The sequence below is a fragment of the Enterobacteriaceae endosymbiont of Donacia tomentosa genome (genome assembly GCF_012571135.1).
GTDB lineage: Bacteria > Pseudomonadota > Gammaproteobacteria > Enterobacterales > Enterobacteriaceae.
Genome location: NZ_CP046216.1, coordinates 64,610 through 78,537 on the forward strand (window position 1 = coordinate 64,610; position 13,928 = coordinate 78,537).

The window sequence follows — 13,928 nt, forward strand, 5'->3', positions numbered from 1 at the left end:
AAATTTTTTTTACTATTCTCTATTTTACGTTTATGAAAATGAAAAATATGTTGATTAATAAAAATATTATTTTGACTCCAAAAGCTGCCAATCAGATAAGAAAATTATATAAAAATAATAATAATATGAATTTTAGAATATTTATTATTGGTGGCGGTTGTAGTGGGTTTAAATATGAATTTATTTTAGATAAGAAAATTAATTCAAATGATGTTATAATAAAATCGTTAAATATAAATTTAATAATAGACCAAATTAGTATTCAATATTTAGATGAGAGTATTATTGATTATATTGAAAATATTGAAGAATCTAAATTTATTATAAAAAATCCAAATATGAAAAATATTTGCAATTGTGGTTCTTCTTTTGATATTTAATAAATTTAATTAATGCAAAGGTAATTTTATGTCTAATACAAAATTAATACTATTACGTCATGGTGAAAGTAAATGGAATAAAAAAAATCTTTTTACAGGATGGAATGATATTGGATTATCTAAAGTAGGGAAAATTGAAGCTATAGAAGCTGGAAAAAAATTAAAAAACAATAATTTTAAATTTGATTATGCTTATACTTCTGTCTTAAAAAGAGCTATACATACTTTATATTTAGTTTTAACAGAATTAGATCAACTTTGGATACCTGTCAAAAAAACATGGAGATTAAATGAAAGACATTATGGAGCATTACAAGGAATGAATAAAGATCAAATTGCACAAAAATATGGTGAGGAACAAGTACAAAAATGGAGACGTAGTTTTACAACAACTCCTCCCTCATTAACAATGGAAGATCTTAGATCACCAAGATATGATACTAAATATTCAAAATTAGAAGATTATCAACTACCCTTGGCTGAAAGTTTATCTACAACCTTAAAAAGGGTTATATATGTATGGGAAAATGACATTTTATATAAAATAAAAAATAGAGAGAGAATAATTATTGTTGCTCATGGGAATTCTTTAAGAGCATTAATAAAATATATTGAACAAATAGATGACAAGGAAATAGTTAATTTAAATATTCCTACAGGCATGCCTATTGTTTACGAATTTGATCAAAATTTAAAATTTCAAAAAAAATTTTATTTAAATTAAGTAATATATAAATAAATTATACATTTTATGTTTTAATTTTTGATTGTAAAATAGTTACAGCAATAGTATAAATTATATCTTCAACAGAAGCACCACGTGAAAGATCATTTATTGGTTGATTTATTCCTTGAAGTATAGGTCCTATAGAAATTATATTAGAAGATCTCTGTACTGCTTTATAGGTTGTATTTCCAGTATTAAGATCTGGAAATATAATAATATTTGCATTACCTGCAACTAAAGAATTTGGTGCTTTATATTTCCCAATTTTTTCATCTACAGCAGCATCATATTGTAAGGGTCCATCTATAATTAAATCCGGGAATTTATTTTGTAAAAATTTAGTTGCTTTATGTACTTTTTCAACTTCTATTCCTGAACTGGAATTTCCTGTAGAATATGAAATCATTGCTATTTTAGGTACTATATCAAATAATTTGGCTGTTTCAGCAGATTGTATTGTTATTTCAGCCAATTGTTTATAATTAGGATTTGGGTTAATAGCACAATCACCATATATTAATACATTTTTAGGTAATAACATAATAAATATTGATGATATTATAGAATAATCAGGCGAAGTTTTAATAATTTGCAATGCTGGTCTAATAGTATTAGCTGTTGTTGTATTTACACCAGCAACAATACCATCAATTTGATTTGTTTTTAACATCATAGTAGCTAAAAAGATATTATCTTTTAATAATTTTTTTGCATCATATTCAGTTAAACATTTATGTTTTCTCATTTTAACTAATAAATCAATATAATTATTTCTGATTAAATCAGGATCAATAATATTAATATTTGTATTAAATTTTATTTTATTTATTTTAAAAATACTCATTATTTCTTTTTTTTTTCCAAAAAGTACACAATTAGCTATTTTTTGATAGGAGCATATGGATGCTGCTTGTATAATACGTAATTCATTACCTTCTGGTAATAAAATAGTTTTTCTTATTTTAGATGCTCGTTCTACCAAATTATATTTAAAAATATAAGGTGAAATATAAAATTTATAATTTAAATATTTTTTATAATGAAAATTTTTTGGAATATGTTGAGATATATAATTAATAATATTTAAAATTAATTTTTTATCTTGAATGGGAAAATCATATTTGTAAAAATTTACTAATTTTAAATTAATTTGACAAATATTGTCTTCTAAATATAAAATAGTTATGTTTTTTTTAATAGCAATTTTAATAATTTTGTTAAAAATAATATTGTTGTATATTTTATTTTTTTTTTGAAAATCGATAAAAAGTAAAGCATTAAAAAAAATTTTTTTACTTAAAAAATTATATATTTTTTCTAAAATTTTTTTATTTTTTATTGAAAAAATTATTAAAGATTGTAAAAAAAATTTTTCTTTTAAAAAGAAATTTTTATCAAAAAAAATAATATACTTAATTCTATTTTTTTCAATAAGATTAATAACATTACAATTCAAATAATTAAAAATTTCTTTTAAATTAATTCCAAATATATTATTTTTTAGCCATGGTATATATGTAATTTTCTCTTCCGTTATTGAAAAAATATTATTTTGATGAATTGTTTTATTTTGAATATTATTCAATTCAAAATTATTTAAATTTTTAAAAAAAATATTAAAATATCTTTTTTGGAAAATTTCTTTTATAAAAAAAAATACACTTCTTGAGTTATAATTATATATTTTTTTTTTAAAAATAATATCAATTTTAGATTTTATTTTTTTAAAATTTTTATTTTTTGATAATATAGATGTAATAAATATTATTTCTACATTAAATATATTAGCTATTTTACAGTTTAAATCAAACATTAATTCTTTAACATATACAGGTATTAATCCTTCAATAAAAATAACATCAGTATTATTTTTATTTTCATAATATTTTTTTATTATTAAATTTATAATATTATTATATTCAATATCATTATTAAATACTTCTATCTTGTTTATATTTAATGAATCAATAGATTCTATATTAGAATATTTTTTTAAAATTTGATTAGTATGATTAAAATCATAATTTTCTATTTGAGAAATAGGTTTAAAGAATTTACATTTTAATTTTTTTTTTTGTAAATAATGTAATAAGCCTATACTCATACTTGTAAAAAAATGATTATCAATATCTACTGGTATAGACATAATAATTCTTACCATACACACATACCTCTAATTAATTTATTTTATAAAATTAAATATTAATAATTCTAAATGTATCTTGTGCAATAATTAATTCTTCATTTGTTGGAATTACTAGTATTGGAATACTACTATTTTTTTTATTAATAAAACCAGATTTTCCTAATTTCATATAATTATTTAATTCTTTATCAAGAAAAATACCAAAAATTTTTAATTTTTTTATTGTTTTTTCTCTAATTAAAATACTATTTTCTCCAATACCACCTGTAAAAATAATCGCATTTATTTTTTCTTTTAATAAAATAGTATATGATGCTATGTATTTAGATAAATTATGAATAAATATTTTAATAGCTCTTTTTATTTTTTTATTTTTGGAATAATAATTTTCAAGATATCTAAAATCACTTGTTAAGTGTGTTAATCCTAACACACCTGATTTTTCGGTTAATATTTTATAAATTTTATTAATTTTAATATTTAATTCATTTTTCATGTAAAAAATAATAGCAGGATCAATATTACCACATCTTGTACCCATAACTAAACCTTCTAAAGGAGTTAATCCCATTGAAGTATCGATACTTTTACCATTATAAATGGCTGTAATTGACGAACCATTTCCTAAATGGCATGAAATACAATTAAATTCATTTAGTGAAATATTTAATATTTTTGCAGCAGTTTTAGATACATATTTATGACTTGTTCCATGCGCTCCATAACGACGTATTTTATATTTTTCATAAAAATGAATAGGTAATGCATATAAATATGCTGTTTCAGAAAGTGTCTGATGAAAAGAAGTATCAAAAACAGCTACTTGCTTATTTTTTAAATGAGGTATAATTTTACTAATTTCTTTAATCCCTATTAATTGAACAGGATTATGTAAAGGAGCAAATATAGATGCCTGTTTTATGCCTTCTATACTTTTAGAATTAATTATTACAGAATCTGTAAAGTTTTCTCCACCATGTACTATACGATGCCCTATCCCTATAATTTTATTATATATATTAGGATATTTCATTAAAATTTTTTTTACTAAATAATTTAAAATAATTTGATGATTAGTAATAGAATTAAATTCTATTTTTTGTTCATTATGGTTTATTATCCACTTAATATAAGAATTTTTATTATTAAAATATTCAGAAATTCCAAATAACAATCTTTCTTTTGTTAGTGGATTTATAACTGAAAATTTTAAAGAAGAACTACCACAATTAATAACAAATATTAATTTTATTGACATATCTCCCCTTAAAAAATTAAATAAATTTTATAAAAATATTTCTTAATATAATAAATATTATTTTTAAATAAGATAAATATTAAAAAAATTAATAATTAACACACTTCTTATTATTATATAGAAAAAATTATATAATAATATATTATTAAATAATAAATTTTTTTTTAAAAAATATATACAAAAATAATTTTTTTATATATGATAAAAAAGTTTGATAATGTAAAATTATTGTGATAATAATGGCGCATTGGCAGAATGGTTTATGCGGAGGATTGCAAATCCTCTTATTTCGGTTCGATTCCGGGATGCGCCTTTTAATTTTACTTAATATATTATATATATATTGCCCAGATGGTGGAATAGGTAGACACAAGGGACTTAAAATCCCTCGGCATTTAATATTGCTGTGCGGGTTCAATTCCCGCTCTGGGTATAAAATTTTTAGGGTGAGTGTTTATTTTTTTTAAAAATTTTATTATTCTTTTCAATTGTTTTATTATAATAAGTAAAAATTTTTGATTTTTATCTATCTAAAAAACTATAATAATAATTTTTATATACATCATGAAATAAATATAAATATAAAGAGAATAAAACTATAAAATAATCTTTCAATATTCCAAAAAAACAATCTTAATATTTTATTTATATAATTTAAAAATGATTTTTCTATTTTTTTATTTAAAAAAATATTAATTAAATTAACTAAAAATAAAATAAACAAAAATATTATAAAATGTAAAGCAATTTTTGTTATATAAAAAATACTAATTTTATATTTTATATTTATAAAATATAAAATATATCAAAATTATTAATATTTTTTTATAAAACCTCTATAAAAATTATATATAGAAAACATAAATATTATTATAATAATCCATCATAGATATATTTCATAACAAACTTTTGCTATAATGAAATTTTTATGATCTTCAAATATTAAAGGTAATAAAATATTAAATTAGATTACTGTATAACATGTTTTATATTATAAATATTTATATTTATTTTTATTAAAATAAGGAAATTTTTATCCTACAGTTACTTATACTAATAAGTTTTTTAAAAAAAAATATGAATTATAATTAATACAAGGAATACAAAAATAATCTGGATATTTGACTTCAACTAAAAATAAACCATTGGGTTGGACTGTTGCTGCAGCTTTTGTTCTATCTTTTATTTGTAATAATTCTAATAACCAATTTTCTTCTTTATTTCCAATACCTATTTCTAATAAACTTCCTACAATATTACGTACCATATGACATAAAAAAGCATTCGCACGTACGTCAATTATAACATAATTTCCGTATTTATTAATGTTAAAATTAAATATTTTTCTAAAAGAATGAGAAGATTTATCCTTCCCTGATTTAAATGATGTGAAATCATTTTCACCTAATAAATATTTTGTTGCCCTTTTCATTTTTTCAATATTTAAATTATATTTATATGTGGTAACTAAATTATTAAATAATGCTGATCTATACTGATTAATATATATAATATAATAATATCTACGAGAAATAGCACTAAATCTAGCATGAAATGCTTTTTGTACAGGAACAACCCAATTTACAACTATATCTTTTGGTAATAAACTATTTATTCCCAAAATCCAGGATTTATTATTTCTTATATTATAAGTTTCAAAATGAACTACTTGTCCTAAACTATGTACTCCTATATCGGTCCTACCAGCACAAAACACTTTTATTTTATGATTAGCTATTTTACTAATAGCTTTTTCTAAATATTCTTGTATAGTTTTTTTATAAAAATTTTTTTGTTTTTGCCAACCATGATAATTACTACCATTATATTCTATACCCAATGCAAATTTATATTTTTTTTTATAATTAATATTTATCATTTTAAGTTTACAAATCTTAGTATATAAATTTATTTATTTTTTATTTAAAAAATTTTATTTCATTAAAATTTTAGTTACATTTCTAAAAAAATTATATAAAATAATACTTTTATAGATATAATTAAAAATTTTTTTAAAAATTTATCACAAAATCTTTTACTATATAATCATAACGAGCCATAAATATAATGAAAATAAAGAAAAAATATAATAAAATAAATAAAAAAATTGTTAAAGTATTAACTACTACATTTATAATATATTCAACGATAATTAGTGCAAATGAAAATATTTTTGATGTAATATCTCGTCCTTGCATCAATTCTAAATCATATATTTTAATAGATTATAATACAGGTACAGTATTAACAGAAAAAAATGCTGATAAACACCAGAAACCTGCAAGTTTAGCAAAAATTATGACTAGTTATGTTATAGGTAAAGCAATAAAAACAGGAAAAATAAAACGTAGTGATATTGTAACAATTAGTAATAATGCCTGGGCTACAGGTAATCCCTTGTTTTCCGGATCTTCATTAATGTTTTTAAGAGTTGGAGATCGTATTTCTGTAGAAAAATTAATAAAAGGAATTATATTACAATCAGGAAATGATGCTTGTGTAGCTATGGCAGAATATGTATCTGGGAAACAAAAAAAATTTATAGATTTAATGAATTTTTATTCTAAAAAAATAGGATTAAAAAATACATATTTTAAAAATGTACATGGTTTAGATATACCAGGACAATATACTTCAGCAAGAGATATAGCTATTTTAGGGCAGGCATTAATTCATGATCTACCTCAAGAATATTCTATATATAAAGAAAAAAATTTTACATTTAATCATATACATCAAAATAATCGTAATTTATTATTATGGGATAATTCTTTAAATGTAGATGGGATAAAAACTGGTCATACTGAAATAGCCGGATATAATATGATAGTTTCTGCAACAAAAAATCATATGCGATTAATTGCTGTTATTTTAGGTGATAAAACAGAAGAAGATCGAAAAATAAATAGTAAAAGATTATTAAATTGGGGTTTTGAAACTTTTAGAACAATAAATCCAATAAAAAAAAATCAAAAAATTGCTGCACTCCCAATATTATATGGTAGATATGGTACTGTTAATATTGGAATTAATCAAAATGTATATCTAACAATTTTAAAAAACCAAGAAAAAAAAATAAAAATTATATATCATATTTCAAATAATAAAATTTTTGCACCGGTACATAAAAACAAAATATTAGGTAGTATGACTTTTATAATTAATAATCATATAGTAAACACATATCCATTAGTTGCTTTGAATAAAGTACCCAAAGGTAATATTGTATTCTGTTTTTTAGATTATATTAGGTTAAAACTAAATAAATGGATACATCAATAAATAAAAATATATTTTTTATAATAAATTATGTATAAAAAAAATTTCATTATACGTTATCTAGGAATAGAACCATGGAATATAACTTATAAAAAAATGTGTGATTTTTCATTAAATAGGTTTAATAATTCATTAGATGAAATATGGTTAGTTGAACATACTCCTGTATTTACAAATGGAAGAGCATCAACTATAAATAATATGATAAATTATCATCATAATATTCCTTTATTTAGTAGTGACAGAGGAGGTAAAATTACATATCATGCTCCAGGTCAACAAATTATGTATATCTTAATAAATATAAAAAAAAGAAATCTTAATATAAGATCTTTGATTTTCTTACTGGAAAAAACAATAACAAATATCTTATTATATTTTAATATTCATTCAGACAAAAATATTAATAATCATACTCCTGGGGTATATATTAATAAAAAAAAAATAGCATCTATAGGATTAAAAATATCTAAAGGATATACGTCACATGGTATTTCTTTTAATGTAAATATGAATTTATCCCCTTTTAAATATATTTATCCCTGTGGTTTTAAAAAATTAAAAATGACTCAATTAAAAAATTTTGTCCCTAATATTAAAATATCTATAATTAAAAAATTATTAATACGTGAATTTATTTTTTTAATTAATAAATACAATTTTTAAATCAAATAGTATTAATTTTTTATTTATAATATTATATATTCCACTTATCTCGACTAAAAAAATTTATATAACATGAAAGAAAAATATTTAAAAAAACCAAATTGGATTAAAATTAAATTTTTAGCAAAACATAATAATAAAATAAAAAAAATTAAATCATTTATTAAAAATAATGGTTTACATTCTGTATGTGAAGAAGCAGCTTGCCCTAATATTATGGAATGCTTTAGTAAAGGGCAAGCAACATTTATGATATTAGGTAATATATGTACTAGAAATTGTCTATATTGTAATATTAAACATGGTAGACCTTTTCAAGGATATAATAAAAATGAAGCATTAAATTTAGCAAATACTATTCATCAAATGAAATTAAAATATGTTGTAGTTACTTCTGTTAATCGTGACGATCTACACGATGGAGGTGCAACGCAATTTGCTGACTGTATAAAACAAATACGTCAAAAAAATACTAATATAAAAATAGAAATTTTAGTTCCTGATTTTAAAAATTGTATAGAAAAAGCTTTAAAAATTATTAGTAATTCTTTACCCGATGTTTTCAATCATAATTTAGAAACAGTAGAAAATTTGTTCCATAAAATAAGACCTGCTGGCAACTATCAAAAATCATTAATATTATTAAAAAGATTTAAACATTATTTTCCTAAAATTTTGACAAAATCAGGATTAATGGTAGGTTTAGGAGAAAAATTTACAGAATTATTAAAAACAATTCAAGATTTAAAAAATAACGGAGTTGATATACTAACTATAGGTCAGTATTTACAGCCAAGTATAAATCATTTACCTGTATATAAATACATTAGTATTGCGGAATTTAATCAAATAAAGAACATAGCAAATAATTTAGGATTTAAAAAAGTAGTATGTGGTCCTTTTATTCGTTCTTCATATAATGCAGAAAATTATTCTCATTAATAATAAAAAATTTTAATATGATGCCTCTGAAAAAATTTATTTTTTTATAAATATTCTTTAGAATGTCTATATTATAAAAAAAATTTACATATATACTCTAAATACTTAAATATAAAAACTTCAACTATCATCAGAGGCAATTTTTTTTTAAATCCTTCTTACACTAAAGAAATTTAAAGAGCAATCACATTAGCAGCAGAAGGACCTTTGGCTCCGTTAGTGATCTCAAATTCAACTTTTTGTCCTTCAGTTAATGTTTTAAATCCACTACTCTGAATCGCAGAGAAATGTACAAAAACATCCTTACTACCATCTTCAGGAGTAATGAACCCAAAACCTTTAGATTCATTAAACCACTTAACGTTACCTTTAATCTTGGACATCAATTATTACCCTTACATAAAAATAGACACTAAATTTGTGCCATTAAAAGTACATCAATTAATATTACATTTGTCTAGTAAAAGAAATCAAAAAGGTGAGAAACATCGAATTTTTACATATTTTTTTAAAAAACAATTTAATTACTTTAAATTTTTTATTTTTTTTATTAAATTTATTGATATAATGGTACTTATTGAATGGTGAAATCTTATGTCTTTATTATTAGGAAAAAAAATATTAATTACAGGTATTCTAAATAAATTATCCATATCGTATGGTATTGCAAAAATTATGTATAATAATAAAGCAAATTTAATTTTTTCGTATCAAAAAGAAAGATATAAAACAAAAATAGAAAAGTTAGTAAAAAAAATGACCAAATATCCTATATTAAAATGTGATGTATCTAAAGATGAAGATATAAAAAATTTATTTTTACAAATAGCAACAATATGGAATAAATTTGATGGTTTTGTACATTCTATCGCTTTTGTTCCTAATAATGAAATAAATGGTGATTTTATTCAGAATACTTCACGCGAAGGATTTAAAATATCGCATGATATCAGTTCTTATAGTTTATTAGGTATGGTTAAAGGATGTATAAATATATTAAATAATCAATCATCAATTATTGTTTTGTCATATTTAGGTTCAAAATATTTTGTTCCTAATTATAATATTATTGGATTAGCAAAAGCATCTTTAGAAGCAAATATTCGTTATATAGCATGTAATATTGGCAAGAAAAATATTAGAATTAACGGTATTTCTCCTGCTCCTTTGAAGACTATTGCATCTTCAAAAATAAATAATTTTAACAATACGTTAAAATACTATAAAAAAATAACTCCTTTACCAATTAATATTAATATTAATCATATTGGAAATGTAGCTACATTTTTAGCTTCTGATCTATCTTTGGGAATTACCGGAGAAATAATTCATGTAGATGCAGGATTTAATATTATGATGATGAAATATCAGTAAATATTCATTATTATTTGTTATTCTTTACGTATTTATTTTTTTCCAAAAATATTAATTTGATAATTATTTTAATAAATGATAATTTTTATATTTAATAAATATTGAATTTTTGAAAAATATAGAAATTTTTTTTACAAAATAAGGAATTTGTAATGTTAATTGGGATACCAAAAGAAAGATTTTTTAAAGAAAAAAGAGTTGCTGTTACTCCATCTAATGTTAAAGATTTAATAAAATTAGGTTTTGATGTTTCTTTTGAAAAAGATGCAGGTATTTTATCTTATTTTAAAAATGAAGATTTTATACAAGCAGGAGCAAAAATAGTAGATAAAAATAAAATTTGGAATGCAAATATAATCATAAAAATACATCCACTTAATAATGAAGAAAGAAAATTAATTAAAAATAATAGTATATTAATCAGTTTTATTTGGCCATTAAAAAACAAAGAACTTTTAGATTGTTTATTATTAAAAAATATAACCACTATTGCTATGGATGCTGTACCTAGAATTTCTAGAGCACAATCTCTTGATGCATTAAGTTCTATGAATAATCTTTCAGGATATAGAAGTATAATAGAGTCAATCTACTTATTAGGTAGATCTTTAAATGGACAGATTACTGCTGCAGGTAAAATATTACCCGCTAAAGTAATGGTTATTGGGGCTGGTGTAGCTGGATTATCGGCTATTGCTACTGCTAAAAGTTTAGGAGCAATAGTAACAGCTTTTGATACAAGAAAAGAAGTAAAAGAGCAGATTAATAGTATGGGAGCTGAATTTTTAGAATTAAAAACTCAACAAAATATAGATGATAAGAATGAATATAGTAGTCTTTTATCAAAAAAAAAATTAAAATTAGAAGAAACATTATTTATTAATATAGTAAAAACTACAGATGTTATCATTACTACAGCATCTATTCCAAATAAAAAAGCTCCTATTTTAATTACTAAAAAAATGATTAAATATATGAAACCAGGTAGTATTATATTTGATCTATCCATTGAAAATGGTGGTAATTGTGAATTATCAAAAAAAGATAAGGTAATTACTACAGATAATAATATAAAAATAATAGGATTTACTAATTTAGCAAGTAGATTACCCTTACAAGCATCTCGCTTATACAGTACAAATATTATAAATTTAGTAAAATTATTATCTAAAAATAATTTAGGAGAAATTGAAATTAATTTAAAAGATGAAATTATCCGTAATATGACTATTATTGATAATAATAAAATTATTTATCCCGCTCCACAAAAAACAATTCTAAGTATGGAAAAAGAAGAGCAAATAATCAATATTTCAGAAAATAAAAAAATTAGTTTAACTAAAAAAAATAAATTTTCTCCAAAAAAATACTTATTATTTACATTATTTTTATCAATTATTTTTTATATTTCTCAATTTATTCCTAATGAAATTATTCCTCATTTTATAATATTTTTATTATCTTGTATTATAGGTTATTATGTTGTATGGAATGTCAGTCATAAATTACATACACCTTTAATGTCTGTAACAAATGCTATATCTGGTATTATTATTGTTGGAGCTATATTACAAATTGATAGTAATTATTCTACTATAATTATGTTATCTTTTTTAGGAATTTTACTATCTAGTATAAATATTTTTGGGGGATTAACTATCACTCAACGTATGTTAAAAATGTTTCGTAAAAATTAAGAGGAATTTATACATGTCTGATGGTTTATCCATGGTTATATATACTATATCTTCAATATTATTTATATTTAGTATTGCCTGTCTTTCAAAAAAAGAAACTTCAGGAAAAGGTAATGTATTTGCTGTAAGTGGAATGCTTATGGCAATGGTAGTAACTATATTAAGATCAAAAATTGGTAGCATTGGTTATATATTAGTTGCAATTACCTGCGGAGCAATTATAGGAATAATTATATCTAAAAAAATTGACATGACAAAAATGCCTCAACTAATTGCTATATTACATAGTTTTGTTGGCTTAACTGCTATTATTGTTGGATTTAATAGTTATTTATTTTTTTTATATGGAAAAGCCCATTTAAATAATAATATACAATTAATAGAAATTTTTATTAGTATTTTTATCGGTTCAATTACCTTAATAGGATCTGTAGTTGCTTTTAATAAATTATCTGGTTTTTTTCAACTAAAAACTTTGAATTTGAAACATAAAAATAAAATTAATATTTGTTCATTATTAGTTTCATTAATACTAATGATAATTTTTCTAAGAACAAATATTGTTAATTTACAAATTTTATCATTAATATTAATGTTTATTATTTCACTACTTTTTGGTTTCCATTTAATAATGAGTATCGGCGGAGCTGATATGCCTGTGGTAATATCTATGTTAAATTCTTATTCAGGCTGGGCTGCTGCTTCTTCAGGATTTATGTTGACTAATGATTTATTAATCATAACTGGAGCATTAGTAGGGTCATCTGGAGCAATTCTTTCTTATTTAATGTGTAAAGGGATGAATAGATCTTTCATAAGTATAATATTAGGAATTGGAGAAGTAAAAAAATATAATAATGATATTATCATCAATAAAAGTGAAGAAAATTTAAAAACAATATCTGTTGAAGATACAGTAAATATTTTAAAAAATTCTAATACAATTGTTGTTGTCCCTGGTTATGGTTTAGCTGTAGCTCAAGCACAATATCCCCTTTCTGAAATAGTTAAAAAACTAAGTTTATTAAATATTAGAGTAAAATTTGCTATTCATCCAGTTGCTGGAAGATTACCGGGTCATATGAATGTTTTATTAGCAGAAGCAAATATTCCATATGATATGGTATTAGAAATGGATGAAATTAATAAAGATTTTATTAATACTGATACTGTGTTAGTCATAGGTGCTAACGATATTGTTAATCCATCTGCTCAAGATGATATAAATAGTCCAATATCTGGCATGCCTGTACTAGAAGTATGGAAATCAAATAATATTATTATTCTCAAAAGAAGTATGAATAAAGGTTATTCGGGAATTAGTAATCCTTTATTTTATAAAGATAATAGTTATATGTTATTTGGTGATGCTAAAGATACGATAACTAAAATTTTAGATATGATTTAATAAAAAAGTTTACTCATTGTATATCGTATAAATACTAGAGTAAACTTTTAT

At 21.4% G+C, this 13,928-nt stretch carries 12 protein-coding genes and 2 tRNA genes; 10 read left to right on the forward strand and 4 right to left on the reverse strand.

Going from position 1 to position 13,928, the window contains the following annotated elements:
- The first annotated feature begins 38 nt into the window (after nt 1-38).
- Complete coding sequence (gene erpA, locus GJT88_RS00325) at nt 39-380, forward strand: iron-sulfur cluster insertion protein ErpA (RefSeq protein WP_168895321.1); 342 nt, start codon at nt 39-41, stop codon at nt 378-380.
- Nucleotides 381-408: 28 nt separating this feature from the next.
- The gene (gene gpmA / locus GJT88_RS00330; RefSeq protein ID WP_168894978.1) at nt 409-1,104 is read left to right on the forward strand and encodes a 2,3-diphosphoglycerate-dependent phosphoglycerate mutase; all 696 of its coding nucleotides are present in this window, start codon (nt 409-411) and stop codon (nt 1,102-1,104) included.
- 25 nt (nt 1,105-1,129) lie between these two features.
- On the opposite strand, the gene pta is transcribed toward gpmA, so the two are convergent.
- Both pta and GJT88_RS00340 read right to left on the reverse strand, forming a co-directional pair.
- Nucleotides 1,130-3,268, reverse strand: a complete 2,139-nt coding sequence (gene pta / locus GJT88_RS00335) for a phosphate acetyltransferase (RefSeq protein WP_168894979.1) — start codon at nt 3,266-3,268, stop codon at nt 1,130-1,132.
- 34 nt (nt 3,269-3,302) lie between these two features.
- Complete coding sequence (locus tag GJT88_RS00340; protein WP_168894980.1) at nt 3,303-4,511, reverse strand: acetate kinase; 1,209 nt, start codon at nt 4,509-4,511, stop codon at nt 3,303-3,305.
- 241 nt (nt 4,512-4,752) lie between these two features.
- Here GJT88_RS00340 and GJT88_RS00345 point away from each other — a divergent pair.
- Together GJT88_RS00345 and GJT88_RS00350 are read left to right on the forward strand one after the other, a co-directional pair.
- Nucleotides 4,753-4,824: transfer RNA gene (locus GJT88_RS00345), tRNA-Cys, on the forward strand.
- Between the two features lie 32 nt (nt 4,825-4,856).
- Nucleotides 4,857-4,944 (forward strand) — tRNA-Leu (locus tag GJT88_RS00350).
- A gap of 615 nt (nt 4,945-5,559) precedes the next feature.
- Here GJT88_RS00350 and truA read toward each other — a convergent pair.
- A complete protein-coding gene (gene truA, locus GJT88_RS00355; RefSeq protein ID WP_168894981.1) occupies nt 5,560-6,390 on the reverse strand; it encodes a tRNA pseudouridine(38-40) synthase TruA in 831 nt (276 codons plus the stop codon).
- Nucleotides 6,391-6,578: 188 nt separating this feature from the next.
- On the opposite strand from truA, the gene GJT88_RS00360 reads away from it, so the two are divergent.
- The 3 genes from GJT88_RS00360 (at nt 6,579) to lipA (ending at nt 9,398) form a co-directional block, all read left to right on the forward strand.
- On the forward strand, nt 6,579-7,793 hold the full coding sequence (locus GJT88_RS00360; RefSeq protein WP_168894982.1) for a serine hydrolase: 1,215 nt from the start codon (nt 6,579-6,581) through the stop codon (nt 7,791-7,793).
- A 27-nt stretch (nt 7,794-7,820) separates the two neighbouring features.
- Complete coding sequence (gene lipB / locus GJT88_RS00365; protein WP_168894983.1) at nt 7,821-8,456, forward strand: lipoyl(octanoyl) transferase LipB; 636 nt, start codon at nt 7,821-7,823, stop codon at nt 8,454-8,456.
- A 72-nt stretch (nt 8,457-8,528) separates the two neighbouring features.
- Complete coding sequence (gene lipA / locus GJT88_RS00370; RefSeq protein ID WP_168894984.1) at nt 8,529-9,398, forward strand: lipoyl synthase; 870 nt, start codon at nt 8,529-8,531, stop codon at nt 9,396-9,398.
- Nucleotides 9,399-9,571: 173 nt separating this feature from the next.
- On the opposite strand, the gene cspE is transcribed toward lipA, so the two are convergent.
- Nucleotides 9,572-9,781: a transcription antiterminator/RNA stability regulator CspE gene (gene cspE / locus GJT88_RS00375; RefSeq protein WP_168894985.1), complete on the reverse strand. Its 210-nt coding sequence runs from the start codon at nt 9,779-9,781 to the stop codon at nt 9,572-9,574.
- Between the two features lie 211 nt (nt 9,782-9,992).
- Here cspE and GJT88_RS00380 point away from each other — a divergent pair, with 211 nt between their 5' ends.
- From GJT88_RS00380 to GJT88_RS00390, 3 genes are all read left to right on the forward strand, one after another.
- Nucleotides 9,993-10,772 carry an enoyl-ACP reductase FabI gene (locus tag GJT88_RS00380; RefSeq protein ID WP_168894986.1) on the forward strand — a complete coding sequence of 260 codons (780 nt, stop codon included), beginning with the start codon at nt 9,993-9,995 and terminating at the stop codon, nt 10,770-10,772.
- Nucleotides 10,773-10,924: 152 nt separating this feature from the next.
- Entirely contained in the window at nt 10,925-12,469 is a 1,545-nt protein-coding gene (locus tag GJT88_RS00385) for a Re/Si-specific NAD(P)(+) transhydrogenase subunit alpha (RefSeq protein WP_168894987.1), read from the forward strand.
- A 13-nt stretch (nt 12,470-12,482) separates the two neighbouring features.
- Entirely contained in the window at nt 12,483-13,877 is a 1,395-nt protein-coding gene (locus GJT88_RS00390) for an NAD(P)(+) transhydrogenase (Re/Si-specific) subunit beta (RefSeq protein WP_168894988.1), read from the forward strand.
- Nucleotides 13,878-13,928 lie beyond the last annotated feature (51 nt).

Excerpts from the sequence above, each read along its gene's own strand:
- gpmA (WP_168894978.1), top strand. The coding sequence starts at position 409 with ATGTCTAATACAAAATTAATACTATTACGTCATGGTGAAAGTAAATGG.
- GJT88_RS00340 (WP_168894980.1), bottom strand. The coding sequence starts at position 4,511 with ATGTCAATAAAATTAATATTTGTTATTAATTGTGGTAGTTCTTCTTTA.
- pta (WP_168894979.1), bottom strand. The coding sequence starts at position 3,268 with ATGGTAAGAATTATTATGTCTATACCAGTAGATATTGATAATCATTTT.
- GJT88_RS00380 (WP_168894986.1), top strand. The coding sequence starts at position 9,993 with ATGTCTTTATTATTAGGAAAAAAAATATTAATTACAGGTATTCTAAAT.
- GJT88_RS00390 (WP_168894988.1), top strand. The coding sequence starts at position 12,483 with ATGTCTGATGGTTTATCCATGGTTATATATACTATATCTTCAATATTA.
- GJT88_RS00385 (WP_168894987.1), top strand. The coding sequence starts at position 10,925 with ATGTTAATTGGGATACCAAAAGAAAGATTTTTTAAAGAAAAAAGAGTT.
- truA (WP_168894981.1), bottom strand. The coding sequence starts at position 6,390 with ATGATAAATATTAATTATAAAAAAAAATATAAATTTGCATTGGGTATA.
- erpA (WP_168895321.1), top strand. The coding sequence starts at position 39 with ATGAAAAATATGTTGATTAATAAAAATATTATTTTGACTCCAAAAGCT.
- cspE (WP_168894985.1), bottom strand. The coding sequence starts at position 9,781 with ATGTCCAAGATTAAAGGTAACGTTAAGTGGTTTAATGAATCTAAAGGT.
- lipA (WP_168894984.1), top strand. The coding sequence starts at position 8,529 with ATGAAAGAAAAATATTTAAAAAAACCAAATTGGATTAAAATTAAATTT.
- lipB (WP_168894983.1), top strand. The coding sequence starts at position 7,821 with ATGTATAAAAAAAATTTCATTATACGTTATCTAGGAATAGAACCATGG.
- GJT88_RS00360 (WP_168894982.1), top strand. The coding sequence starts at position 6,579 with ATGAAAATAAAGAAAAAATATAATAAAATAAATAAAAAAATTGTTAAA.